Below are 20,659 nucleotides of genomic sequence, written 5' to 3'. Positions count from 1 at the left end.
ATGAAAGGTCTTTTGTTATGCAGTATGATTCTCTTTCTTATCTTTCAAAAAGAAAAGTACAGCAAGGATTACAAGAATAATAGCTGCAATATCATACGTTATTTTAAATGTAGTATTAAAGTTTAAGTACTCTACGAAAGGAGTTTTCACTGCTCCTGCATATATACAAACGGGAATGAGAAGTAAATCGTAAAATTTCTTTTCTTTCATATATCTTATTAGGAAGAAGATACACATAATAGCAAAAAATACGATGCTTAAAATAGTCATTTATACCTCCAGATAAATTTACTTATTTTAATTGCAGTTATATCTTTTATATAAATTCTGTATTTTTTCAAGCGCTATGCACGCGATTTTGTTTCCTTTCTTTCCTAGCCGTAAGCAGCTGAGGAGTGAAGATCCCAACCAATATGAAAATAATTCCAATCCACTGCATGAACGTTACGACTTCATGTACAAGTGTAATAGAAGCAATAATAGCAGTTGGTAATTCAGCTGCACCTAATATCGTACCAAGCCCTGTTCCAACCTTTGGTACACCGATTGAAAAACAAATGACAGGTACAACAACGCCGAATAATCCGAGGAAGAAAGCATATTTCCATAGACCGGCTTGCAAAGCACCGTCTGTTAAAAAGGTTGGCGGAAAGAATAGGCATACGATAAGAGTAGCGCTTGTTGTCATAAGGAAGCTTTTCGTATAAGGCGGAACATCCGTAGCGACGCGCCCGCTTGCAAAAACATAGAATGAAAAAGAGACTGCAGCTAATAGTCCAAAGATAATCCCTTTCGTAGAAAAACTTTGTCCGAGGCCTTCAAATACACCACCTGCAAACAATGTACCAGCAAATAAAATAAGGATAGATATGATCTTATCGCGGCTTGGAAATGTTCGATTTGCAATTGCTTCGATAATGACACCAATCCAAGTGAACTGAAAGAGTAGGACGACAGCGATAGATGCGGGTAGTTCTTCTACAGAAATAGCGTAAAAAATCCCGGTCATACTCATTGTTGTTCCGACGGTTAGTAAGGAAAAGAATTGTTTTTTTGTTACTTTATGACGTGAAAAGAAAAGAACAAGTAGAAATAGTCCAATCCATCCGAAGACATATTGTCCCCCTAAGAGTTGATGTGCTGAAAATCCATTTATGAATCCGAGTTTGAAAATAGTTGAAAGTATGCCATAGCTGCAAGCACCGAATAAAACGAGCAATGAATATTTAAACTTTTCCATAAAAAATCCTCCTTTTAAGTAATAAAAAACGCCCGCTATCCAAATAAGGATAACGGGCGAACGAAACAGAGTAAGACACTCTACAAAATTCCGCCAATCACACATGAAGTATGAGTTTGGGGTATGTAATTATAGTGAATGTTACATTGCTTTTGGGAATACAATGGAGCATTTTACACCTTGAGCTGTGTTTTGTATCCCGTAAGGAAACTGATGTTTATCTAATATTTGTTTCACGATATATAATCCAAGACCACTACCTTGTACTAAACCGTGTTTATCAGGGTTTGCGCGATAGAACGGTTCAAATAAATGAGCAAGTTTATCTTCATCAATTTGTGAACCTGTATTTAATACTTCTAATGCGTAACCATTTGGTTTTTCATAAAGCTTTATATATACGTGCTGATGGTCAATTGTATAATGAATTGCATTTGAAATAATGTTAAAAATAGCAGTTTGAATAAATTTAGGATCAGCTAAAATTTGTACGTCGTGTTTAATATTAGATTGTACATTTAATTGTTTTACAGATACAAAGTAATCTACTTTCTTCATAACATCCTCAATAATATTAGATAAAGAAATGACTTCTAAATTCGGTTTAAATTGAGGGTTTTGTATTTTGGATAATTCCGACATTTTTTCCGTTAATATGTTAATGTCTTGCATCATCTCGTAGGAACGTTTCAAATACTTATCTCTATCTTTATAAGCTCCAATTCCGTGAATCATGCCATCTAGTTGTCCCATAACGGCTGCGATTGGTGTTTTTAATTCATGGGATACCATAGACATAAATTCTTTACGAGATTGTTCTAATTGTTGTTCCTTCTTGAGCTCGTTTCTTAAATCTTGATTGCTTGCATGTAAATTCTTCACAATATTTGGTACTTGTGAAGCAGCTACTTGCAAATTAAAATCTGTTTGATCTGCATTTTTGTTAAGTAGCTTTTTATCTGAGAAATCAAGATTCATAATATCTTTTAAAGCATCACTCATATATTGAAAAGGTTTGGCAATTAGTTTTGTATAAATTAATGATCCGAGTAGTGATAATGCAAGCATTGTCGCGCCAATATGTGGAGCTAATTGTTGCAACGCATCTGCTAACTTTGGATTATCATTTGTATCATTTGTTTTACTTGCTGCATTTTGTGTATGTAAGGCATCATTATTAGCGGCTTTCTTTTCTGCTTCTGTAGGCGGATTAGAAGTGCTATTTTTCCCCGAAAGATTTTGTGTATGTTCTTTTGCCTTTACAGTTTGGCTAGGCTGCAAAAGGTGATTGATAGCTGTAGAAAGAGATTTATAATCTATAATAGAAGATTGGAAATTAGAAATGCTCCCCTCTGACACAGCTTTATTTTGCTTCGTTTTACTTCCGTCGTTTTGCTTATCTGAATCGGCCTGTTCTGTAGTCGGCGTTCCATTTTCTTTCGCAAAACGTTCTTTATCGTAGTTTGAAGCTAGAAAGTAAATAATTTGATAAAGGCAAAGTGATAAAAGAATACAAAATAATAAGGTTTTGATGAAAATATTTTTGGTGATGTTGTCTTTGCTACGATTCGATTTTGTAGCCAATGCCTTTCACCGTTTTGATATAAGGAATTCCTAATTTTTTTCTTAAGTTTTTAATATGTGTATCTATAACTCTTACATCACCATAATGTTCATAGCCCCATACCTTATTCAACAAATCACTTCTTGATAATACTTTTCCTCGATTTTGCAGTAAAGTATAAATAATTTCAAATTCTTTTGTTGTCAATTCAATTTGATTACCATGAACATAAGCTGCATATGCTGTAGAGTTTAACATCAACTCATGGAATTGTAGTATAGTTGCAGCTTCTGCTTCCTTCGTTGCTGCCCTTCTTAATACAGCCTCTACACGCTTAATAAATACAGTGTAATGGAACGGTTTCGTAATATAGTCATCAATACCTAACTCAAATCCTTTAATTTCACTTTCTTCATTATGTAAGCCTGTTAACATAATGATTGGTACATCAGATTGTCCTCGCATAATTTTACAAATACTATAGCCATCTATATCTGGTAACATTACATCGAGGAGGACAAGATCGTATGAATTTTTTTGGAAAAGAAGAATACCTTCTGTTCCAGCACCAACTACATCAACTGTAAAGTTTTGTGCCATTAGAAATTCACGAATAAGTTCTTGTATATCTGGGTTGTCTTCAATCACCAGTATATGCGTCATAGTAACACCTCCTAAATAACGCTTTTTACTGCAATATTCGAATTCATCATTTTTCGAGTGACTCAGATTGTTTATACATATAATAAGCCCCCGCTATAAAATAATCATGAAGGTAGCAAGGGGAATAGTTTAGTGTTACTGAATGGTTCAGAATTACAGTAGTTCTATTATAGTATGTATTATAAAATTTATAAAACATTATAACTGTATAATTTTAATATCTACGTTTATCAATGTTTAAATATTAGCTAATCAAATCTATTCCTATTATATATGTAAATACAGTTGTTTTGCTACTGTAAATGAATAAATAAAATAAGCCAAGACATAAAATTCTTGGCTACACATAAATCTTGTTTTTAGGCTATTTTACAGTGACAGTAGCTTGCTGCTGAACGCGCTCAAATAACCAGTGTATATCATTGTTATACATACGAATACAACCAAGTGTTGTCCATTTGCCGATTGCTTGATTATTGTTAGTTCCGTGAATCGCATAAGTTGTTCCGTAAGTTCCTGCCATATTTAATCCGAGCCAACGGTCACCAAGTGGATTACGTGGATCGCCGCCTTTAATTTTGCCTGTATAATAAGGGCGATTTTTAATTTTATTTACGATTTGAAAAGTGCCTTTAGGTGTAGGTGTTGTAGCTTTTCCAGTAGCGACAGTAAAACTTTTTATAAATTTTCCATCCTGATAATAATCCATTTTATTTAACTGAGTGTCTACGATTAATTGATCTTTCGTTGTAGCTGCCTCTGCGCTAGCGAATGGAAGAGTTAAAAATCCTAATGATAATAGTGCGCTTAATAATAATTTTTTCATTGTTATTCTCCTTTTACTATCGTAAGAGTCTTACATACAATGAAGTTGTAATCCTCGTAATGCTTTATTTACATTTTCATCTAATGTTTCAAAGAATGTAGTGATTTTGCTATTGTGTTTGTTGTTGTTATCAATAAGTAATCTTTCATTTAATAAAAGCTCACCACGTAGTCCAAAACTTTGAACTTGAATATTTAGCTCATCTTCATTTTCAGAGATGATTGGTAAGAAATAATGAAAAGCTTTTGTTGGAATGATGTAGCTTTTGCCAATCATGCTTTCTTGATTTGAATTAATCCATTTTTTCGTGACAATTTTAATATTCTTTTTTGAAACGATAAAAGATAGTGTTGTAGATTTTGTTAAACTTACGTCAAATTCACTTGTTTCACATATTTGTAAATTAAAAACGGTTTCATTTTGATGAGATTCAACATTTGTATTAATAAAATCGTGCATTTTATATGCTTCCATTTCGTATTCACCCTTTTTTCAATTTCGAAAAACGACTTATATTTATTCAAATTAATGCTTAGTCATATATTGGTTAAATTTTTCAACAAATTCCGATATAATCTTACAATACGTATATGAAGCTAATATGAAGTTAGCATGAGTTTGTGATGGTTTTTTATTGAGAACAAAATAAGAGAGGTTTTTTAGTGCTAAAAAATGGATAAAATCTGCATGTTATTAATGCGCCTTTTCGCTATTTCGACCTGAAAAATGATTTTTACTATTTAACAAAGAACGAAAATCATTAGTGTGACCCTTACAAAAATGTAATAAAAATGTAAGCTATTGTGATAGTTATTTCGACAATTTTTTTATACAATAATAGTAAGAAGTTGTACGTGATTGAAAGGAGAGATGACATGGAATGGATTCATGAATTATTTCAGCAATACGGGTACTATGTTGTACTTGTCGGCTTGCTGTTAGAATATATTGCACTTCCGTTTCCGGGAGAGCCAACGTTAGCATATGCGGGATTTTTAGCACATAAGGGTGATTTAAGTTTACCGATTTTAATTATTCTATCTTTTATTGGGACAAGTGTAGGAATGACGATTCAATACTTTTTAGGAAATAAATTAGGTATGCCTTTCATTCAAAAGTATGGGAAATACGTATTTTTAACGCAAAGAAAAATCGACTTAACGAGAATGTGGTTTGATAAGTATGGGTACTTCCTGATTTTTATTGGTTTCTTTATTCCTGGTGTACGTCATTTCACAGGATACTTTGCAGGAATTATTAATTTACCATTCCGTCGTTTTGCCATTACAATTTATTCAGGCGCTCTATTTTGGGTATCATTCTTCTTAATCGGTGGTTACTGGTTAGGTGGAAACTTACATGATATCTTTGGAGTGCTAGAAGGTCATATCGGTAAAATCATTTTTGGAGTTATTGTGATTGTAGCGGTTACGTTAGGTATTCGTTTCCGTAAGCAGTTAAAACGAGTATTACTACAAAACGCAAGTTAATATGAAATCCATTCTATGTCAGAATTTAGGAAGTCAGTGCAAAAGCACTGACTTTTTTATTTTTAAGACTATGTTTAATGCACATTTTACATTCTTTATAGGAATTTGATACAGGATAAGAAATAAGTATCTTGTCAATTATTATAGTCGTAATGACAATTATAATTGACAAAGATAAGGATATTATTTACAATTTTAATTAAATAAATGAAAAAGAGGGAAGACATGAAGCTTCAAAATCGAGTGAGGGAATTGCGAGCAAAGCATCGTTTATCACAAGGGGATTTAGGGAAAGCGATTGGATCATCACGGCAAACGATTAGTTTAATTGAGCGCGGGGATTATGCACCATCTATCGTATTGTCGTTAAAAATCGCACAAATTTTCAATGTACCGGTGGAGGAAATATTTACGTTAGTAGAGGGGGAAGAGGACGATGAAGAGTAAACGAAAAAAACAATTTGATTCTGTGGGGAAAATAGCATTAAGTATGGTAGGAGGATTTTTAACGTCTTATATAGCTTTAAATTTACTCTCGGATGAACCGAGAAAATTATCATCCAATACATTTATAGGTATATGTACTATTTTTGGAATCTTAATGATGTACTATACTTGGAAGAATACACGTATGTTAGCAGAGGCACGCGATGAAGAAGAGAGCGTACAAGGCAGAAAATTAGGCATTATAAGTATATATTTACGTGTAGGCGATATAGTTACGCAGGCATGGTTTGTATATGCAGTTATTACATGTAGACGTGCACTGTTGCAGGATACAAATGTTTCATTTGCGGTGTGGAATTTAGTAGCTTCTATTGTTTGTTTAACTACTGTAGTAATTATCGGACTTATAACAAAAAATCGTTATAATAAGCTATATCCTGAACAAGGTGTAACGTATATGGAATCTATGAAAATGTGGACGAAAAACGCAGATGAAGGATTAAAGCACATTGTGCATGAGGCTGGATATAAAGCGTATGAATTTACGAATACAATATTGGCATATGTATGGTGGGCTGCCGTTATATATACAGCTGCTAGTGATATCGATTTTGTATTAATTGGCTTAATCTCATTTATTTGGATATTGCATCTCGGGAAGTTCATGTACGAAATGCAAAGAAAAATGATTTATTAAGGGGAGAAAAAGGTGGATATTTTAAGAAGGCCAGCTGGCTCAATGACAGTGGCGCTAATTCTGTCCATTTTATACGGAGTAATCCGAACTGGGAAATTAGAAGTAATTTTGAACCTATGGGCAATAGTTGGAATTTTATTGTTAGTGTTAGCCATTCATGAGCTAGGACATGTAGTGTTTGGTTTAATAGGTGGTTTACATTTTAAATTTATGACAGTAGGGCCGATTACTTTTCAAAAAGAGAAGGGGAAAGTACGCATTCGAGAAAATAAATTATGGGCGTACTTTGGGGGCGTGGCGATGTTAGTGCCTCCTTCTATAGAGACACCGAACCTTTCAAAAAAATGGGCGTGGCTCACTTTAGGTGGACCGATTACGAGTTTACTATTTGGTATTACTTTCGGTTACATATATATGGTCAGTTATTATCAATATCTTTTATATTTTTCTGTATTACACTTTGTGATTTTTGCAGCTACAATCGTGCCGATAAAAGGAACGCTTATGAGTGATGGGATGCAATTTCTTATTTTAATTAAAGATGATGAAAGAGCTAGAAATCATTTATATGAGATTCAAATATCGAGTGAGTTATTTAGTTATAAAAGACCGAAAGATTGGGATGAAAGATTAGTAGAATTGAGTGAGGAGAAAATAAAAGAGAATAAAGGGATAAGAGAGATAATGAGTAGACTTATGCTTGTCTTTTTTGCTCGTGCAGATCAAGAGGGAATGGAAAGAGCGATACCGTATATAGAAAGAATTGTTCAACTACCTGTAACGAAAGAAAATAAGTTTTTCGTTAGTAGTTTTCATAGTTGGTATCTTTTATATAAAGCCCTTTATGAGATGGATAGTCTTTCTTTGCAAGAAGCAAAGGAACATGCAAAGGCTATTACAAAAATGGACTTAAACGGATATTATCGTACACAAGGAATTATCAAATATTTAGAGAATGATCTAGAAGCTTCCCATACTTATATGAAGAAAGCTGATAAAGAATTGGAGAGCGCCGAGAAGAGTGAGATGGGATATTTACAATTAGAAAGAAAATGGTTTGAGCAGCTGAAAGAGAGGGTATCTTACGATGGGTGAGGTATCCTCTTTTTTCTATGTCATCTTATGCCGTTCCATAAACAGCCTAGGACGAGTAAAATGAGATAAGAAGAGCAAAGCTTGGAGGAATTCTAGATGGAAATTTTAACGATTATTTTAATCGTCTTGCTCATTTATGTTGTTTTTAAAGTGGCATATGTAGCATTAAAGATACTCGCGATCTTATTAATTATCTTTTTAATCGTAGAGTTCGGCAGTAAGTTGCTTGGTGGATAGGGTATGTTGTGCGTTTTGAGTGTCGAAGGTTGTCGGTAAATCGATATCTTGTGTCGAACCGTCGATATAATGAAAAAATCGTTGATATAAGTGGAGAAACGATCGATATATTTGAAAAATCGTTGATATATTTTAGTGAATACGAAGTGGGGTATATGGAAAAGAAGTTGCCGTGAGGGCAACTTCTTTTTATCGTGATGCGGGGTATGCAAACCAACATAAAAAAGCTGGAAGAGTATCTTCCAGCTTAAGAGTTACTTTCAATTTGGCGACCGCTATCTTCTTCATTGTCTTGTAATAGGTTGAATACGTCTGCTAAGCAGAATGCAATGAACCAAGTCCATAGACCGTGGAAGAAAGCTGAGCTTAATTGAAGTGGTAATGTATAGTTTGTCATTGAGTAGGAAATACATCCACCAACGATTCCGATCATTGTTAATAACATTGTTTTTTGAGCGTTTTCTTCTGGATTGAAGAGGAAGTAAATGTATCCGCCTAAAATTGAAGCGCTTACAAGTGTTTCGATTCCATTAAAGATGATATTCTCTCCAAGCTGAGTGTTTGTCCAGAAGCAGATTGTTCCGCCGATAATAGCAAACAGGACAGCTATTGTATAGCGTATATATTGATTCATATGTTCATCTCCTTATGTAATAAGATGATTTGGAAGTCAAAAAGGTAGGTATAGTATATTGAAGTGAGTTTTAATTGTACGTATCTTTTTATAAAAAGATCATTGAAGAGTAACTAAGATGATCGGTTGTTTAAACCGTTACGTGTATGGTGTCTGAAATATACCCGACTGCTCGTTTCTTTTTGCTTGTAAAATAAGAGAAACTTCCAAGTCTATATACTCTTTTTTTGTGAGTCTGCTTTCATTATAACACATTTAGGGACATAATAATAGAATTATCTGATTTTGTAATAAGTGTAAAAAATAAAAAGCGCAAGGAAATACCATTAACGGTGCAGTTTAGTGGAAGAAGGATTTTAATTTATTATGATGAAATATGTAATCAAGGTGAGATCTAAGAATGAGGCCTAAATACTATAAAAAATGTTTTATAGCATGAATGTAAGGGAGGAGAGCTAACTTGGAGTTCACAACAGAAAGATTAATAATTAGACCTTTTAAGAGTACTGATTTACAGGATGTATTTGCTATTTATAATAGTGATGATACATGTAAGTTCCTATTACATAACAAGTGGACTCATGAAGACATGCAGAAAAGATTTAATAAGAAGATAGCAAATCATGTACTTACTAAAGAAACAATATTAAGTTTGGCAGTTATATACAAAAATAAAGTAGTTGGTGATTTATCCGTATGGTACACAAATATGAAAGACACTGTTGAGATTGGTTATAGTTTTTCAAATGAAGTAGCTGGGAGAGGTTTGGCGACAGAAGCAGTAAGTAGTTTGGTATTGAAATTATTTAATGAATTCAATGTACATCGTATACAGGCTAATCTTGATGCACGTAATACAGCTTCACAAAAATTGTGTGAACGAATAGGCATGAGAAAGGAAGCCCATTTCATACAAGATTTTTGGAATAAAGATGAATGGACAGACAGTATTGTATATGGAATGCTATCCTCCGATTTGTAGTAATAAACTTAGTGATTTTATTATGCTAAAAGGTACGTTAGTTGAATAACAAAGGGCATAACATATATATATGACTAATATGTTATGCCCTTTAATTTATTAACCTTTTTATATGCGTTTGAAACGGCCGACAATTTCAACTGTTTCAGTAATGTTCATAAATGCTTTGTTATCCACTTGACGGATAATACGTTTCATTTCGCCTAACTCATAGCGAGTCACGACAGTGTAAATCATTTTTTTCTTATGGTTTGTATAGCCGCCGACAGCGTCTACCATTGTCACCCCGCGTATGCCGTGATATAGTAGTGCGCTTTTTATTTCCTCGCCTTTTTCTGTAATAGTCATTATCGTTAATTTAATATGTTTCGTATGCACAGCATCGATAACTTTGCTGACTACAAATCGACTAATTAACGTATAAAGTGTAATATCCCATCCGAAAATAAAACCTGCTGCTACAAGTAAGATTAAGTTGAATACAAATATGATTGCTCCAATTGAAACATCTCGATATTTCGCTACAATCAATCCAACAACATCAAAACCACCTGTTGAAGAAGCAAATCGGAATATAATTCCTGAAGCTGCTCCGCAGATAACACCACCAAATACAGAAGAAAGTAAAATATCGTCTGAAACTTGGTGTACCGGGATAATGTTCATCGCTAACGATGACACAGCTACAAAGTAAGCTGTTAAAAAGGTTGTCTTCTTGCCTAAGTAAAAGTGACTTAAAATAAGAAGAGGAATGTTTAGTAAAAAGATAAGTGCACCGATATTGTAGTGCATTAAATAACCGATAATCATCCCTACACCAGCGAATCCACCGCTAATCATATTATGCGGGATAAAAAACATATTCATAGAAATTGCATACAAAATAGAAGCTATAAAAATAACAACCAACTGTATCATAAATTCTAAGTGAAATGTTTTAGCTGCTGGGAAGGATAAAAAGGCGGTGTCGGGAACGTAATCGGCGTCTCCTAGTTGACCCATAGTATGTTTCATCTCCATATTCATTTTTGATTACAAGAAGAGAATAAAGGTTTTTTCAAAAACTGGCAATAGTTTTATTATAATGCAAAAATTTTATAAATTTCTAATAAATCAAGCCTATTCATTGATGTGTGTGAATATACTAAAGAAAGCGAATACAACGTTTCTTAATTATTGTTTTCTTGAGAAAATATGCAAAATACTTTTTTTGAAAATAAAAGGAAATAGAGAATATTTGCCCGATGTGCTAAAATGACCTTATTAAGGATGTGAAGCGATGGAATTTTTATTGCAGGATGCAATTCTATATATATCGTTTGTAACGACGGCACTTTGTTTATTAGAAGTTTTCTTCCTTGCTAATGTTTCTCGCTTTGTGCGTCAACAAGCATCAAGCGGTAGACAAAGAGCTTTTGCGTTAGTTGATACATGTGAAGATAGTGCGGGAAATGTACCGCTATTTTCTATTTTTTATAAATATGGAATGATTCGTTCTGTACGCAGACAAGAATCAAGTGAAGAGAATGACGAGGTCGGTCCGTATACGCCAATGTTTCGCTAAATAATTACGAAACATTGGAGGAATGAACATGTTAAAATCATACCGAGCTGTGCTCGTTAGTTTATCATTATTATTTGTTTTTGTTTTATCTGGTTGCAGTAATGCGGCCCCAATTGATGCACATAGTACTGGGATTTGGGATCATTATTTTGTATATCCAATCTCGTTTATGATTCAATTTGTTGCTCATCATATACCTGGAGCTAGCTTTGGGATTGCTATCATTATTATGACGCTCGTTATTCGTTCAGCGATGATTCCATTAGCTGTTTCGCAATATCGCAGCCAAGCGAAAATGAAGAAAATGCAACCTGAATTGCAGAAGCTAAAGAAAAAGTACGGTGATGTAAGCAAAGACCTTGAAAAACAAAAGCAGTATCAAAAAGAAATGTCAGAACTAATGAAATCAGGCGGTTGGAATCCACTTGCTGGTTGCTGGCCAATTTTTATACAAATGCCGATTTTCTCTGCTTTGTATTATGCGATTAGCAGAACTGAAGAGATTCGCACATCTTCGTTTTTATGGGTGAACCTAGGACATGCAGATCCATATCATATATTACCGATTATTGCAGCGTTAACGACATTTATTCAGATGAAAGTTTTCCAATCGAATATTACACCTGGAGAACAAGTACAGATGCTGAAAATGCAGCAAATTATGATGCCAGCAATGATTCTATTTATGGGGTTTGCGGCGCCATCAGGACTTGTGTTGTATTGGATAACAGGTAACTTATTTACAATGACACAAACAATTGTATTAAGAAAAATAATGGAACGTGAAGAATTACAATTACAAAAGGCTTAGTGAAACACCGCTCATTACGAGCGGTGTTTTTTTTTGTTAAGTCGTTAAGGAAATGTTAAGAAACCGACATTACTATAGGCATTGTATACGAAAGTGTACATGCATTAGAAATATGAAGGAGGAAATTTCCTATGAAGAAGAAAACAGTTGGGTATTTAGCGATTGCAGGTGCGTTATCATTCGGAATCATTGGAGGAGTCGGCATTCCGGCATTCGCGGCAACGAATACTCCAACAGCTGAGCAAGCGACAAAAACAGCGAAAAAAGATTTAGATGCCGCTACAAAACAAAAAGTAAAAACGATTATGGACGATACAAAGAAACAGTTACAGGAGCTAGGTGTAAAGCTTCCAGAAAAAGAAAAACGTAAAGAAATGTTTGCGGGATTAGATGAACAGGCGAAAGAAAAAGCGAAGTCAATTTTAGAGCAAGAGAAGTCTGGTAAATTAACACGAGAACAAGCAAAAGAAGAATTAACAAAATTAGGCGTGAAGTTCCCGGAAAAGGGTAAGCGCAAAGAAATGTTTGCGGGATTAGATGAACAGGCGAAAGAAAAAGCGAAATCCATTTTAGGGCAAGAAAAGTCCGGGAAATTAACACGAGAACAAGCAAAAGAGGAATTAACAAAGCTAGGCGTGAAAATGCCGGAGAAAGGTAAGCATGGAGATATGTTTGCTAACTTAGATGAACAGACAAAAGAGAAAGCAAAGTCAATTTTAGAGCAAAAGAAATCCGGAAAATTAACGCATGAGCAAGCAAAAGAAGAATTAACAAAATTAGGTGTGAAACTTCCAGAGAAAGAGAAGCATGAAGACATCTTTGCTGGATTAGATGAAGCAACAAAAACAAAAGCAAAAGCGATTTTAGACAACGAAAAGAAACAATTAGAGGCATTGAATGTTGATTTACCGCACCATAAGTTTTTTATGAAAAAAGAAGATAAATAATTGATTTATGTATCTTTCGTGTGGGCAACCGGAAGGTACGTGCGAGGACCGATTTCTGTCAGCAGAAATCGGTCCCTTTTAATGATTCAATAAAATTCTTTTCATTGTTAGTATGTATCCGAAGATGCAGTAGAAGATTGCAAAACTGATAAACACTTCCGTATATTGATATTTACCCAATACGTAGAAGGAAACAGCTGGTATAATAGCTACCGCTAAAATGCTATAACCAGGATACTTGTGCCGATGCATGATAGCGAATAGAATAGAGAGAAACGTAGCAATGATACAAAAGACAGCAATCATTATTGGTGCACCTCCTAAACGGATTATACCATTTTTAGGGAAATGGAGAAGTGTCGTACCTTCTGTTATAATATAAGAAGAGAAATATTTCCTATGTTATATAAAAAATATATTGATTTTTTCTAACAATTCAATATAATGAACAATAACTACAAAATTCGACATCAAGAAGTGATGATGAGGACACGATCAATTTTTTACGATTTTCAGAGAGGGAAGCCTTTGGCTGTGAGCTTCCTAATACGGAAAAATGGATTACCACCTCTGAACTGCAGCAGTGAACGAGCATCTAGTAATTGCTTGCCGGCAAAAACCGTTATTTAGACTTGAGAAATTGGTGAAGTGTGTTACTTTACGAATTGAAACAAGGGTGGAACCACGAATACAACACTCGTCCCTTTTTTAGGGAGGAGTGTTTTTTTATTTCATTTTTGCATCACACTAGGATTGGAAGGAGGATACGCAGCATGCATCATGATGAGAAGAACAAAATTGGTTTAACAGTAGCACTTTCTATCGTAGTAGGAACGATTATTGGATCTGGTGTGTTTATGAAACCAGGGAGCGTATTAGATTACTCGGGGAGTTCTAATATGGCCATTCTTGCTTGGGTAATTGGTGGTCTGTTGACGCTAGCAAGTGGTTTAACAGTAGCTGAAATTGGAGCGCAAATCCCGAAAAATGGTGGGTTGTATACGTATTTAGAGGAGATTTACGGAAGTTTTTGGGGATATTTATCAGGTTGGATGCAAACAATTGTTTATGGACCTGCTATTATCGGAACATTAGGTTTATACTTTAGTTCTTTAATGATTAATTTTTTCTATTTAGATAAAGTGTGGAATTTACCAATCGCAATTGGAACGGTTGTGTTCCTTGGCGTTGTAAATAGTATGGGAACAAAATACGGAGGTATCGTTCAAACAATCACGACAATTGGGAAGATGATTCCGATTGTGTTAATTGTTGTGCTAGGTTTCTGGAAAGGGAATAGCGATATCTTTAACGTAGTTGTGCCAATATCGGAAAATCAAAGTATCGGTATGGCAATTTTAGCAACGTTATTTGCTTATGACGGCTGGATTTTACTTGCTTCGATTGGTGGAGAAATGAAGAATCCAACAAAGTTATTACCGAAAGCAATGACAGTAGGGATTTTAATCGTAACGGCTGCTTACGTATTAATTAACTTGGCGTTATTAAATGTATTACCAGCAGCGAAAATTGTAGACCTTGGAGAAAATGCAACAGCAACAGCTGCAGGCATGTTACTTGGAGAATATGGCGGAAAAATTATTAGTATCGGTATTATCGTTTCCATTTTCGGCTGTTTAAATGGAAAGATTTTAACGTTCCCACGTATCCCAATGTCTATGGCAGAGCGTGGACAACTTCCATTTTCTAAGTTTATTGCAAAGGAAAGTCCGAGATTTAAAACACCAGCAAATGCGATTACTGTTGAAATCATTTTAGGAATTATTTTAATGATTATTAGTGATCCAAATAAGCTATCTGAGATTTCCGTATTCATTATTTATATTTTCTATGTAATGACGTTTATTGGTGTCTTCATTTTAAGAAAACGTAATAAGAATAAAGAGCGTGCATATAGTGTGCCGTTATTTCCAATCGTACCAATCGTAGCGATTTTAGGTTCGCTCTTTGTAATTGGTAGTGCAATTATCAATGATCCGGTAAGTTGTTTCTTATCAATTGGAATTGTCTTTACGGGACTTCCGGTGTATTGGTATTTAAATAAGAAGAAAGAAACAGAATGATGGAAGGGTAGGCGTATAATACGCCTACCTTTTTTACTGTAAAAAAATTATACTTGCGTCCACTTTCTATTTTGGTTACTATAGTCGTAGTAACCAAAATAGAAAGCGTGGGGAAAGACTTGAATTTTCGTGTTTATATTTTAGCTATCGCGGCTTTCGTAGTCGGAACGGTTGAGTTAATTATAGGAGGAACGCTCGATTTAGTTGCCAATGATTTAGGAGTATCTATTAGCGCAGCTGGTCAGCTTATAACAATATTTTCGGTAGTATTTGCTTTGTCAGGTCCAGTTTTATTAGCTGTGACAGGGAAGTTTGAAAGAAAAACATTGTATGTTGGAGCATTATCGATTTTCTTAATCGGAAATATTATTTCGGCATTTAGTGTGAATTACGGAATGCTAATGTTCTCAAGGGTTATTTGTGCGGCGAGTGGTTCATTAATTATTGCACTATCGGTAACACTTGCTTCTAGTGTAGTAGAACCGCATTTTCGTGCGCGTGCAATTGGAATCATTTTTATGGGAATTAGTGGATCACTCGTACTTGGAGTACCGCTCGGTCTTGTACTCGGAAATGCATACGGATGGCGTGCACCATTTGTATTAATTTCTGTATTAACAGTTATGGCAATAGCTTGTATTTCATTGTTCTTAACGAAAGTACCACCGACATCGGTATTATCAATAAAAGAACAACTTGCTACTTTAAAAGATAAAAAAATTGTAAGTGCACAGTTAACATCATTTTTGTTTTTAACGGGGCATTTAACATTGTATGCATATTTAACACCGTTTTTAAAAGATGTCATGCATGTTGAAGCAAACTGGATTAGTGTGTTTTACTTTATTTTCGGAATCGCAGCAGTAATCGGCGGCGGATTCGGTGGCTGGCTTGCTGATAAATGGGGATCGAAGAAAAGTATTATCTCGATTATTATCGTATTTGCATGTGCAATCTTCATACTGCCAATAATGACATTCTCATTCCCGCTCTTCATCATTATGATGGGACTTTGGAGTATGCTGAGCTGGGCGATTTCACCAGCACAGCAAAATTATTTAATTGAAATTGCACCGGAATCAGCTGGTATTCAGCAAGGTTTAAATAACTCTGCGCTTCATTTAGGAATTGCACTCGGTTCAACAGTAGGCGGAGTTGTTATTGAAAAATCATCTGTTATATATAATGCTTGGGTAGGCGGTGGCTTTATTATATTAGCACTGCTTTGCGCGATTTTCTCAATTACGAGAGGACGCTCTACTCAGTTCGTGAAAGAAGAATCTATCGTTTGATAGGTTCTTTTTTTATTTGTAAAAAATTGCAGGTTTTAGTAGGTAAATGGAGAAAAGGGTATATAGCGAGGTGATAGTATATGGATTATTCAATTATTGGTTTTATATTCACAGTATTGCCGTTATTTGTAGTTATCATTGTTTTTAGATGGATTCGTTTCATCTATCAAAATTCAGAGAAACAGGTAGAGCAAAATGAGAAAATCATTGAGCTGTTGATGGAGATAAAGGAACAAAATAAAAAGGAGTCTAAGTGAAAAACTAGACTCCTTTTTATTATTTAATTAGTACCTCAATTTCATCAACAAACTCTTAATTTCCTCATCTTCCATAAAGAGATCGTGGTGCTTCTGGGTAATCTTTGCAAGTGCAACGTCGTGATAGAAAAATTCTGTAAAGAACTTTACGAAAGGTTGTGACATTGTTTTCATCGCTTGCCATGACTCTTGTTCTACGCCAGCAAATAAAATTTCACGATCGTCAACGATGAGTAGCAAGTAGCGCTCTAATGCATTAGGTTCTTCAGCTGGGATTAGAAAATGCATGTTTTCTAAGTCTGTTTCTACTTCTCCAACAATAAGGGACTCAATTTGAACACCTTGTTTTGCTTTTTGTTCTAGTAAAGGAAGATATTCTAAAAGAGTATCATTCCAAGCGGAAATACGGATTGATTCTTTTGCACTTTCAATGAGTTCTTTACTTTGAACTCGAATAGAAGATTGCATCTTTAAGCTCCACACACGGTCATCTGTAAATGATTTTTTTGATATATTTGTTTCCAGTTCTTTAATATTTGATTGGAATTCTGTCGTTAATTTTTCAATTGCTAGCTTTAGTGGTAATGCTGTATACAATTTTTTCTTTTCTGAAACAGAATCCATTACCATTCCTTTATCGATTAGGCGTGCTAGCACTTCATATATTTTTGCTTTTGGAACACCTGAATGCTTCACAATTGTTGTAGCATCTAATGGTTCATTGCTTGATACGACAACTTCATAAGCCTGGCTTTCATATTGTGAGAAACCGAATTTTTGTAACATAGTTCCCTCCGAACGAATGAGATTATATTTTAAGGATAATGAACTATTTGTTTTTGCACAAGTGGTAGTCCGTTTTCTAATTGTATTAAGGTGAGAATTAATTTCAATTTTTTAATTTTATCTATTATACTTAATATAGTGATTAATAAGATTTTAATTTAATGCGAAGGGGATGCTGGGGGGAAGATGTTAAAAAGTTTACGTTTAAAAATTGCGGTAGTGTTTTCAGTACTTATTTCTATGATGTTCGTAATATTGGGTACAGCTGTGTATCAATTACAGAAAGAAAAGGAAGTGCGTTCCTTAGACGAGTATTCTCAAAATGCGATGGATCTTGTGACAGAGCAACTTACGACATTTGTTCAAAGAACGGATGAAGATATGGGGTATTACGCGAACAGTGAGATGATTCGTAATATACTTCAAGGTGGGGTTACTCCAGAAGAGGAAGCGTTTTTAACGAAAGAGTTTGCGGAGTATAAAAAGAATCATCCTGGTATTTTAGATTTATATATTGGTACGAAAGATAAAAAAACATTAAGTGCCAATCTTGCTGAAGGTGGGCAAGTGCCAGAAGGATATGATCCAACGACAAGACCATGGTATAAAGATTCAGAGGCTGATGTAAAAAAGGTCCATTGGGGACAACCTTCTTATGAAATTGCAACAGGAAAGTTAAGTGTAGGTGTTTCTAAAGCAATTACAGCTCAAGATGGGTCTGTATTAGGCGTTGTTGCGATGGATGTATCGCTTGGTACGATTCAGAAGTTGCTTCACAATATTCAATACAATAATGACGGAGAAATGTTTATTATAAATGATAAAAATATGGCTCTTGTTTATCCAGAAAAGATAGGGAAAGATGTTTCTAAAGAGCCACTTATAAAGAGCTTAAATAAAGAGGTAACAAAATATGCGGTCACTACAATAAAAGGTGAAGATGTAGTTGTTTATAGTCAATCATTTGACACGATGAAATGGACGATAGGAATCTTTTATCCGAAAGAAACGATCGATGGGCTATTAAATAGTACGAGAAATACAGTTATTATAATGGCATGTATTAGTTTATTAGTTGGAATCGTAGCTTCCTACTTGTTCTCAAGAAGATTAGCAAGACCACTGCAACTATTAAAGAATCACGTGCAAAAAGTAGCAGAAGGCGATTTAACGCTGCGAATGAAAGTGACAAGTAAAGATGAAGTTGGAGAGTTGACTAAGCACTTTAATGATATGGTTGAACAAATGAATGAAATGGTAAGTAAAATTAAAAACAGCGTATCAACGGTGCAACAATCAACGAATAGTTTACATTATTTAACGAACGAAACAGTAGCGGCTAGTAGAGAAGTTTCAGGAGCGATGGATGATGTGAGCGGAGGAGCTTCTACTCTTGCGAATAGTGTGGATGAAGTTTCAGCTCAGCTCGAGAATATGGCGGAGTCAGTAGAACAAATGAATAGCTCCGTTGGTGAAATAAAAGGAGTGGCTGGCAAAGCGGAAGAGGCATCTAAGCAAGGATTAAATACAATGAGGAATTTAATCCGTACGAGGGGACAATCATCTTCGATTGTTGTTCATACAGAAGAAGCATCGGATAAGTTAGAACAAAGAGTTGGATCGATTCAAAATGTTGTTGAGCTTATAAAAGGTATTTCGGATCAAACAAATTTACTTGCTTTAAATGCATCGATTGAAGCTGCACGTGCAGGTGAGCAAGGTAAGGGATTTGCGGTTGTTGCTGAAGAGGTTCGGAAATTAGCGGAACAATCAAAAGAGGCAACCGGAGAAATCACAATGATGATTGGTGATGTACAATTAGAAGTAAAAAGGGTTGTAGAAGTTGTAAGTAAATTGAAAGACATTGCAGATGTGCAAAATAAAGTGACGACAGAGGCGGAAATGGAGTTCCGTACAATTATGTCAGTTGTAAATACGATTAGTACTTCAGTTGAAAAAATTGTAGAAGAGGTACATAACATAGGTTATGAGCAAGGGGAAATTACAGCGGTAATGCATACAATTGCTGGTACGAGTCAAGAAAGTGCAGCTGTTTCTGAAGAGGTACATGCTGCAACGGAATCACAGGTGAATCATTTAGAAAAGGTAGCTCACACGATGGAAAGTTTGACAGAACATATGAGAGATTTAGAAAGATTAGTCGAGCAGTTTAAAGTGGAAGAGTAACATATTAGTAAAATGATGAGGATTTCGGTAAAATAGACAATGGATATATAAGAAACGATTATAGGAGGAAGACTACTATGGCAATTGTTGATGTATCGATTATTCCAGTAGGAACAGGTAATCCAAGTGTTAGTGAATATGTAGCAGAAGTACAAAAGGTGCTAGAGAAAAATGCAGATCGCGTGAAGTATCAATTAACACCGATGAATACAATTATTGAAGGAGATCTTCCTGTCATTCTAGAAGTAATTCAACAAATGCATGAAGTTCCATATACGAAAGGTGCACAGCGTGTTGCAACAACTATTCGTATTGATGATCGTCGTGATAAAGTAAGCACAATGGAGAAAAAATTAAACTCTGTTCGATCAAAATTATAAGAAAAAGCAGCGATCTTCGCTGCTTTTTTCATATAGGAGGTAAATAAGATGAGTGAAAAGTTTAATGAACAATTTGACGGGTTGTTAGAGAAATACACGGAATTATTACTTGGAGAGAGCAATGAAGAGAGAAAAGAACAGGTACAGAAGTGGGCACTGTATTCTTACATAGCTAAGACGATGCCAGCTTTAGTAAAGCATTGGAATGAAACTTATCCAGATGCGAAAGAAGAGATGGTACAGTTAATTACAGATATTAAAAGGCTGAATGAAGAGAAGCGAAATGAGCAATAAAAAAACTTGAGGTAAATATAATCGCAAGTTTTCTGTATTAATATCCTTATATAATTTACATGGAATATAAAGGATTTTATAGGCATGTCGAATATTTTCGACATGCCTATTTTATGCCTATTAAACTCCATTTTTCTAAATGTCGAAAAATATTTCAGGTATATTTATAAGCAGAAATATAG

Annotated in this window: 25 protein-coding genes and 1 other annotated feature; of the genes, 15 read left to right on the top strand and 10 right to left on the bottom strand. The window is 34.7% G+C overall.

Annotated elements, in window-relative coordinates; all coding sequences use genetic code 11:
• Positions 1–15: 15 nt before the first annotated feature.
• The 6 genes from GBN91_RS14345 to GBN91_RS14320 all read right to left on the bottom strand — a co-directional run bounded on the left by GBN91_RS14345 (position 16) and on the right by GBN91_RS14320 (position 4,767).
• Positions 16–270, bottom strand: a complete 255-nt coding sequence (locus GBN91_RS14345) for a hypothetical protein (protein WP_000154129.1) — start codon at positions 268–270, stop codon at positions 16–18.
• 67 nt (positions 271–337) lie between these two features.
• Positions 338–1,240 carry an EamA family transporter gene (locus GBN91_RS14340; RefSeq protein WP_000410484.1) on the bottom strand — a complete coding sequence of 301 codons (903 nt, stop codon included), beginning with the start codon at positions 1,238–1,240 and terminating at the stop codon, positions 338–340.
• Between the two features lie 141 nt (positions 1,241–1,381).
• Entirely contained in the window at positions 1,382–2,824 is a 1,443-nt protein-coding gene (locus GBN91_RS14335; RefSeq protein ID WP_086388928.1) for a sensor histidine kinase, read from the bottom strand.
• Complete coding sequence (locus GBN91_RS14330; RefSeq protein ID WP_000148833.1) at positions 2,802–3,467, bottom strand: response regulator transcription factor; 666 nt, start codon at positions 3,465–3,467, stop codon at positions 2,802–2,804. Before GBN91_RS14330 ends, GBN91_RS14335 begins: the two co-directional genes overlap by 23 nt.
• A gap of 364 nt (positions 3,468–3,831) precedes the next feature.
• Positions 3,832–4,293, bottom strand: coding sequence for a L,D-transpeptidase (locus tag GBN91_RS14325; RefSeq protein ID WP_000735059.1), 462 nt, complete (start codon positions 4,291–4,293; stop codon positions 3,832–3,834).
• A gap of 30 nt (positions 4,294–4,323) precedes the next feature.
• Positions 4,324–4,767: a DUF3978 family protein gene (locus GBN91_RS14320; RefSeq protein ID WP_000388769.1), complete on the bottom strand. Its 444-nt coding sequence runs from the start codon at positions 4,765–4,767 to the stop codon at positions 4,324–4,326.
• Positions 4,768–5,168: 401 nt separating this feature from the next.
• Between GBN91_RS14320 and GBN91_RS14315 the strand changes: the two genes are divergently transcribed.
• The 5 genes from GBN91_RS14315 to GBN91_RS14295 all read left to right on the top strand — a co-directional run bounded on the left by GBN91_RS14315 (position 5,169) and on the right by GBN91_RS14295 (position 8,259).
• Positions 5,169–5,783 (top strand): DedA family protein, encoded by a 615-nt coding sequence (locus GBN91_RS14315; RefSeq protein WP_000454754.1) that lies wholly within the window; start codon positions 5,169–5,171, stop codon positions 5,781–5,783.
• Positions 5,784–6,008: 225 nt separating this feature from the next.
• Positions 6,009–6,230 (top strand): helix-turn-helix transcriptional regulator, encoded by a 222-nt coding sequence (locus GBN91_RS14310; RefSeq protein ID WP_000776168.1) that lies wholly within the window; start codon positions 6,009–6,011, stop codon positions 6,228–6,230.
• The gene (locus tag GBN91_RS14305) at positions 6,220–6,927 is read left to right on the top strand and encodes a DUF3169 family protein (protein ID WP_000837720.1); all 708 of its coding nucleotides are present in this window, start codon (positions 6,220–6,222) and stop codon (positions 6,925–6,927) included. The genes GBN91_RS14310 and GBN91_RS14305 overlap by 11 nt, the downstream gene beginning before the upstream one ends.
• Positions 6,928–6,969: 42 nt before the next feature.
• Positions 6,970–8,022 carry a M50 family metallopeptidase gene (locus GBN91_RS14300; protein WP_152121784.1) on the top strand — a complete coding sequence of 351 codons (1,053 nt, stop codon included), beginning with the start codon at positions 6,970–6,972 and terminating at the stop codon, positions 8,020–8,022.
• A gap of 96 nt (positions 8,023–8,118) precedes the next feature.
• Positions 8,119–8,259 carry a DUF3985 family protein gene (locus GBN91_RS14295; protein WP_000404784.1) on the top strand — a complete coding sequence of 47 codons (141 nt, stop codon included), beginning with the start codon at positions 8,119–8,121 and terminating at the stop codon, positions 8,257–8,259.
• Positions 8,260–8,506: 247 nt separating this feature from the next.
• On the opposite strand, the gene GBN91_RS14285 is transcribed toward GBN91_RS14295, so the two are convergent.
• The gene (locus GBN91_RS14285; RefSeq protein ID WP_001077773.1) at positions 8,507–8,893 is read right to left on the bottom strand and encodes a DUF3938 domain-containing protein; all 387 of its coding nucleotides are present in this window, start codon (positions 8,891–8,893) and stop codon (positions 8,507–8,509) included.
• A gap of 460 nt (positions 8,894–9,353) precedes the next feature.
• On the opposite strand from GBN91_RS14285, the gene GBN91_RS14280 reads away from it, so the two are divergent.
• Positions 9,354–9,875 (top strand): GNAT family N-acetyltransferase, encoded by a 522-nt coding sequence (locus GBN91_RS14280; RefSeq protein ID WP_006918810.1) that lies wholly within the window; start codon positions 9,354–9,356, stop codon positions 9,873–9,875.
• 108 nt (positions 9,876–9,983) lie between these two features.
• Here GBN91_RS14280 and GBN91_RS14275 read toward each other — a convergent pair whose 3' ends face one another.
• Positions 9,984–10,877, bottom strand: a complete 894-nt coding sequence (locus GBN91_RS14275) for a YitT family protein (RefSeq protein WP_152121642.1) — start codon at positions 10,875–10,877, stop codon at positions 9,984–9,986.
• Positions 10,878–11,154: 277 nt separating this feature from the next.
• Here GBN91_RS14275 and GBN91_RS14270 point away from each other — a divergent pair, with 277 nt between their 5' ends.
• The 3 genes from GBN91_RS14270 (at position 11,155) to GBN91_RS14260 (ending at position 13,197) form a co-directional block, all read left to right on the top strand.
• Positions 11,155–11,439, top strand: a complete 285-nt coding sequence (locus tag GBN91_RS14270) for a hypothetical protein (protein ID WP_000394930.1) — start codon at positions 11,155–11,157, stop codon at positions 11,437–11,439.
• 28 nt (positions 11,440–11,467) lie between these two features.
• A complete protein-coding gene (gene yidC, locus GBN91_RS14265) occupies positions 11,468–12,250 on the top strand; it encodes a membrane protein insertase YidC (protein WP_000920522.1) in 783 nt (260 codons plus the stop codon).
• Positions 12,251–12,381: 131 nt separating this feature from the next.
• Entirely contained in the window at positions 12,382–13,197 is an 816-nt protein-coding gene (locus GBN91_RS14260; protein WP_152121641.1) for a hypothetical protein, read from the top strand.
• Between the two features lie 78 nt (positions 13,198–13,275).
• Here the strand turns inward: GBN91_RS14260 and GBN91_RS14255 are convergent, their stop codons facing one another.
• Positions 13,276–13,503, bottom strand: a complete 228-nt coding sequence (locus tag GBN91_RS14255; protein WP_025709833.1) for a hypothetical protein — start codon at positions 13,501–13,503, stop codon at positions 13,276–13,278.
• A gap of 165 nt (positions 13,504–13,668) precedes the next feature.
• Positions 13,669–13,905 (top strand) — a binding site (T-box leader).
• Positions 13,906–13,970: 65 nt separating this feature from the next.
• Here GBN91_RS14255 and GBN91_RS14250 point away from each other — a divergent pair.
• The 3 genes from GBN91_RS14250 (at position 13,971) to GBN91_RS28885 (ending at position 16,830) form a co-directional block, all read left to right on the top strand.
• Positions 13,971–15,281: an APC family permease gene (locus GBN91_RS14250; RefSeq protein ID WP_000546312.1), complete on the top strand. Its 1,311-nt coding sequence runs from the start codon at positions 13,971–13,973 to the stop codon at positions 15,279–15,281.
• 107 nt (positions 15,282–15,388) lie between these two features.
• Positions 15,389–16,573: an MFS transporter gene (locus tag GBN91_RS14245; RefSeq protein WP_002025014.1), complete on the top strand. Its 1,185-nt coding sequence runs from the start codon at positions 15,389–15,391 to the stop codon at positions 16,571–16,573.
• Positions 16,574–16,653: 80 nt separating this feature from the next.
• The gene (locus GBN91_RS28885; RefSeq protein ID WP_000386584.1) at positions 16,654–16,830 is read left to right on the top strand and encodes a hypothetical protein; all 177 of its coding nucleotides are present in this window, start codon (positions 16,654–16,656) and stop codon (positions 16,828–16,830) included.
• Between the two features lie 27 nt (positions 16,831–16,857).
• On the opposite strand, the gene GBN91_RS14240 is transcribed toward GBN91_RS28885, so the two are convergent.
• Positions 16,858–17,616, bottom strand: coding sequence for a TrmB family transcriptional regulator (locus GBN91_RS14240; RefSeq protein WP_000939479.1), 759 nt, complete (start codon positions 17,614–17,616; stop codon positions 16,858–16,860).
• A 186-nt stretch (positions 17,617–17,802) separates the two neighbouring features.
• On the opposite strand from GBN91_RS14240, the gene GBN91_RS14235 reads away from it, so the two are divergent.
• The 3 genes from GBN91_RS14235 (at position 17,803) to GBN91_RS14225 (ending at position 20,477) form a co-directional block, all read left to right on the top strand.
• Positions 17,803–19,803 carry a methyl-accepting chemotaxis protein gene (locus tag GBN91_RS14235; protein WP_152121640.1) on the top strand — a complete coding sequence of 667 codons (2,001 nt, stop codon included), beginning with the start codon at positions 17,803–17,805 and terminating at the stop codon, positions 19,801–19,803.
• Positions 19,804–19,880: 77 nt separating this feature from the next.
• Positions 19,881–20,183, top strand: coding sequence for an MTH1187 family thiamine-binding protein (locus GBN91_RS14230; protein ID WP_001018860.1), 303 nt, complete (start codon positions 19,881–19,883; stop codon positions 20,181–20,183).
• 48 nt (positions 20,184–20,231) lie between these two features.
• Complete coding sequence (locus tag GBN91_RS14225) at positions 20,232–20,477, top strand: YusU family protein (RefSeq protein WP_001290594.1); 246 nt, start codon at positions 20,232–20,234, stop codon at positions 20,475–20,477.
• Positions 20,478–20,659 lie beyond the last annotated feature (182 nt).

The organism is Bacillus sp. B1-WWTP-T-0.5-Post-4 (assembly GCF_009183795.1).
Taxonomy (GTDB): Bacteria; Bacillota; Bacilli; order Bacillales; family Bacillaceae_G; genus Bacillus_A; species Bacillus_A cereus.
Note: the sequence above shows the minus strand (reverse complement) of the source record. Positions and strands in the feature narration are given on the sequence as shown.

What these genes read in the sequence shown, in the direction of transcription:
- GBN91_RS14345 (WP_000154129.1), bottom strand. Translation starts at nt 270, where the DNA reads ATGACTATTTTAAGCATCGTATTTTTTGCTATTATGTGTATCTTCTTC.
- GBN91_RS14340 (WP_000410484.1), bottom strand. Translation starts at nt 1,240, where the DNA reads ATGGAAAAGTTTAAATATTCATTGCTCGTTTTATTCGGTGCTTGCAGC.
- GBN91_RS14330 (WP_000148833.1), bottom strand. Translation starts at nt 3,467, where the DNA reads ATGACGCATATACTGGTGATTGAAGACAACCCAGATATACAAGAACTT.
- GBN91_RS14325 (WP_000735059.1), bottom strand. Translation starts at nt 4,293, where the DNA reads ATGAAAAAATTATTATTAAGCGCACTATTATCATTAGGATTTTTAACT.
- GBN91_RS14320 (WP_000388769.1), bottom strand. Translation starts at nt 4,767, where the DNA reads ATGGAAGCATATAAAATGCACGATTTTATTAATACAAATGTTGAATCT.
- GBN91_RS14315 (WP_000454754.1), top strand. Translation starts at nt 5,169, where the DNA reads ATGGAATGGATTCATGAATTATTTCAGCAATACGGGTACTATGTTGTA.
- GBN91_RS14310 (WP_000776168.1), top strand. Translation starts at nt 6,009, where the DNA reads ATGAAGCTTCAAAATCGAGTGAGGGAATTGCGAGCAAAGCATCGTTTA.
- GBN91_RS14305 (WP_000837720.1), top strand. Translation starts at nt 6,220, where the DNA reads ATGAAGAGTAAACGAAAAAAACAATTTGATTCTGTGGGGAAAATAGCA.
- GBN91_RS14300 (WP_152121784.1), top strand. Translation starts at nt 6,970, where the DNA reads ATGACAGTGGCGCTAATTCTGTCCATTTTATACGGAGTAATCCGAACT.
- GBN91_RS14295 (WP_000404784.1), top strand. Translation starts at nt 8,119, where the DNA reads ATGGAAATTTTAACGATTATTTTAATCGTCTTGCTCATTTATGTTGTT.
- GBN91_RS14285 (WP_001077773.1), bottom strand. Translation starts at nt 8,893, where the DNA reads ATGAATCAATATATACGCTATACAATAGCTGTCCTGTTTGCTATTATC.
- GBN91_RS14275 (WP_152121642.1), bottom strand. Translation starts at nt 10,877, where the DNA reads ATGGGTCAACTAGGAGACGCCGATTACGTTCCCGACACCGCCTTTTTA.
- GBN91_RS14270 (WP_000394930.1), top strand. Translation starts at nt 11,155, where the DNA reads ATGGAATTTTTATTGCAGGATGCAATTCTATATATATCGTTTGTAACG.
- yidC (WP_000920522.1), top strand. Translation starts at nt 11,468, where the DNA reads ATGTTAAAATCATACCGAGCTGTGCTCGTTAGTTTATCATTATTATTT.
- GBN91_RS14260 (WP_152121641.1), top strand. Translation starts at nt 12,382, where the DNA reads ATGAAGAAGAAAACAGTTGGGTATTTAGCGATTGCAGGTGCGTTATCA.
- GBN91_RS14255 (WP_025709833.1), bottom strand. Translation starts at nt 13,503, where the DNA reads ATGATTGCTGTCTTTTGTATCATTGCTACGTTTCTCTCTATTCTATTC.
- GBN91_RS14250 (WP_000546312.1), top strand. Translation starts at nt 13,971, where the DNA reads ATGCATCATGATGAGAAGAACAAAATTGGTTTAACAGTAGCACTTTCT.
- GBN91_RS28885 (WP_000386584.1), top strand. Translation starts at nt 16,654, where the DNA reads ATGGATTATTCAATTATTGGTTTTATATTCACAGTATTGCCGTTATTT.
- GBN91_RS14240 (WP_000939479.1), bottom strand. Translation starts at nt 17,616, where the DNA reads ATGTTACAAAAATTCGGTTTCTCACAATATGAAAGCCAGGCTTATGAA.
- GBN91_RS14235 (WP_152121640.1), top strand. Translation starts at nt 17,803, where the DNA reads ATGTTAAAAAGTTTACGTTTAAAAATTGCGGTAGTGTTTTCAGTACTT.
- GBN91_RS14230 (WP_001018860.1), top strand. Translation starts at nt 19,881, where the DNA reads ATGGCAATTGTTGATGTATCGATTATTCCAGTAGGAACAGGTAATCCA.
- GBN91_RS14225 (WP_001290594.1), top strand. Translation starts at nt 20,232, where the DNA reads ATGAGTGAAAAGTTTAATGAACAATTTGACGGGTTGTTAGAGAAATAC.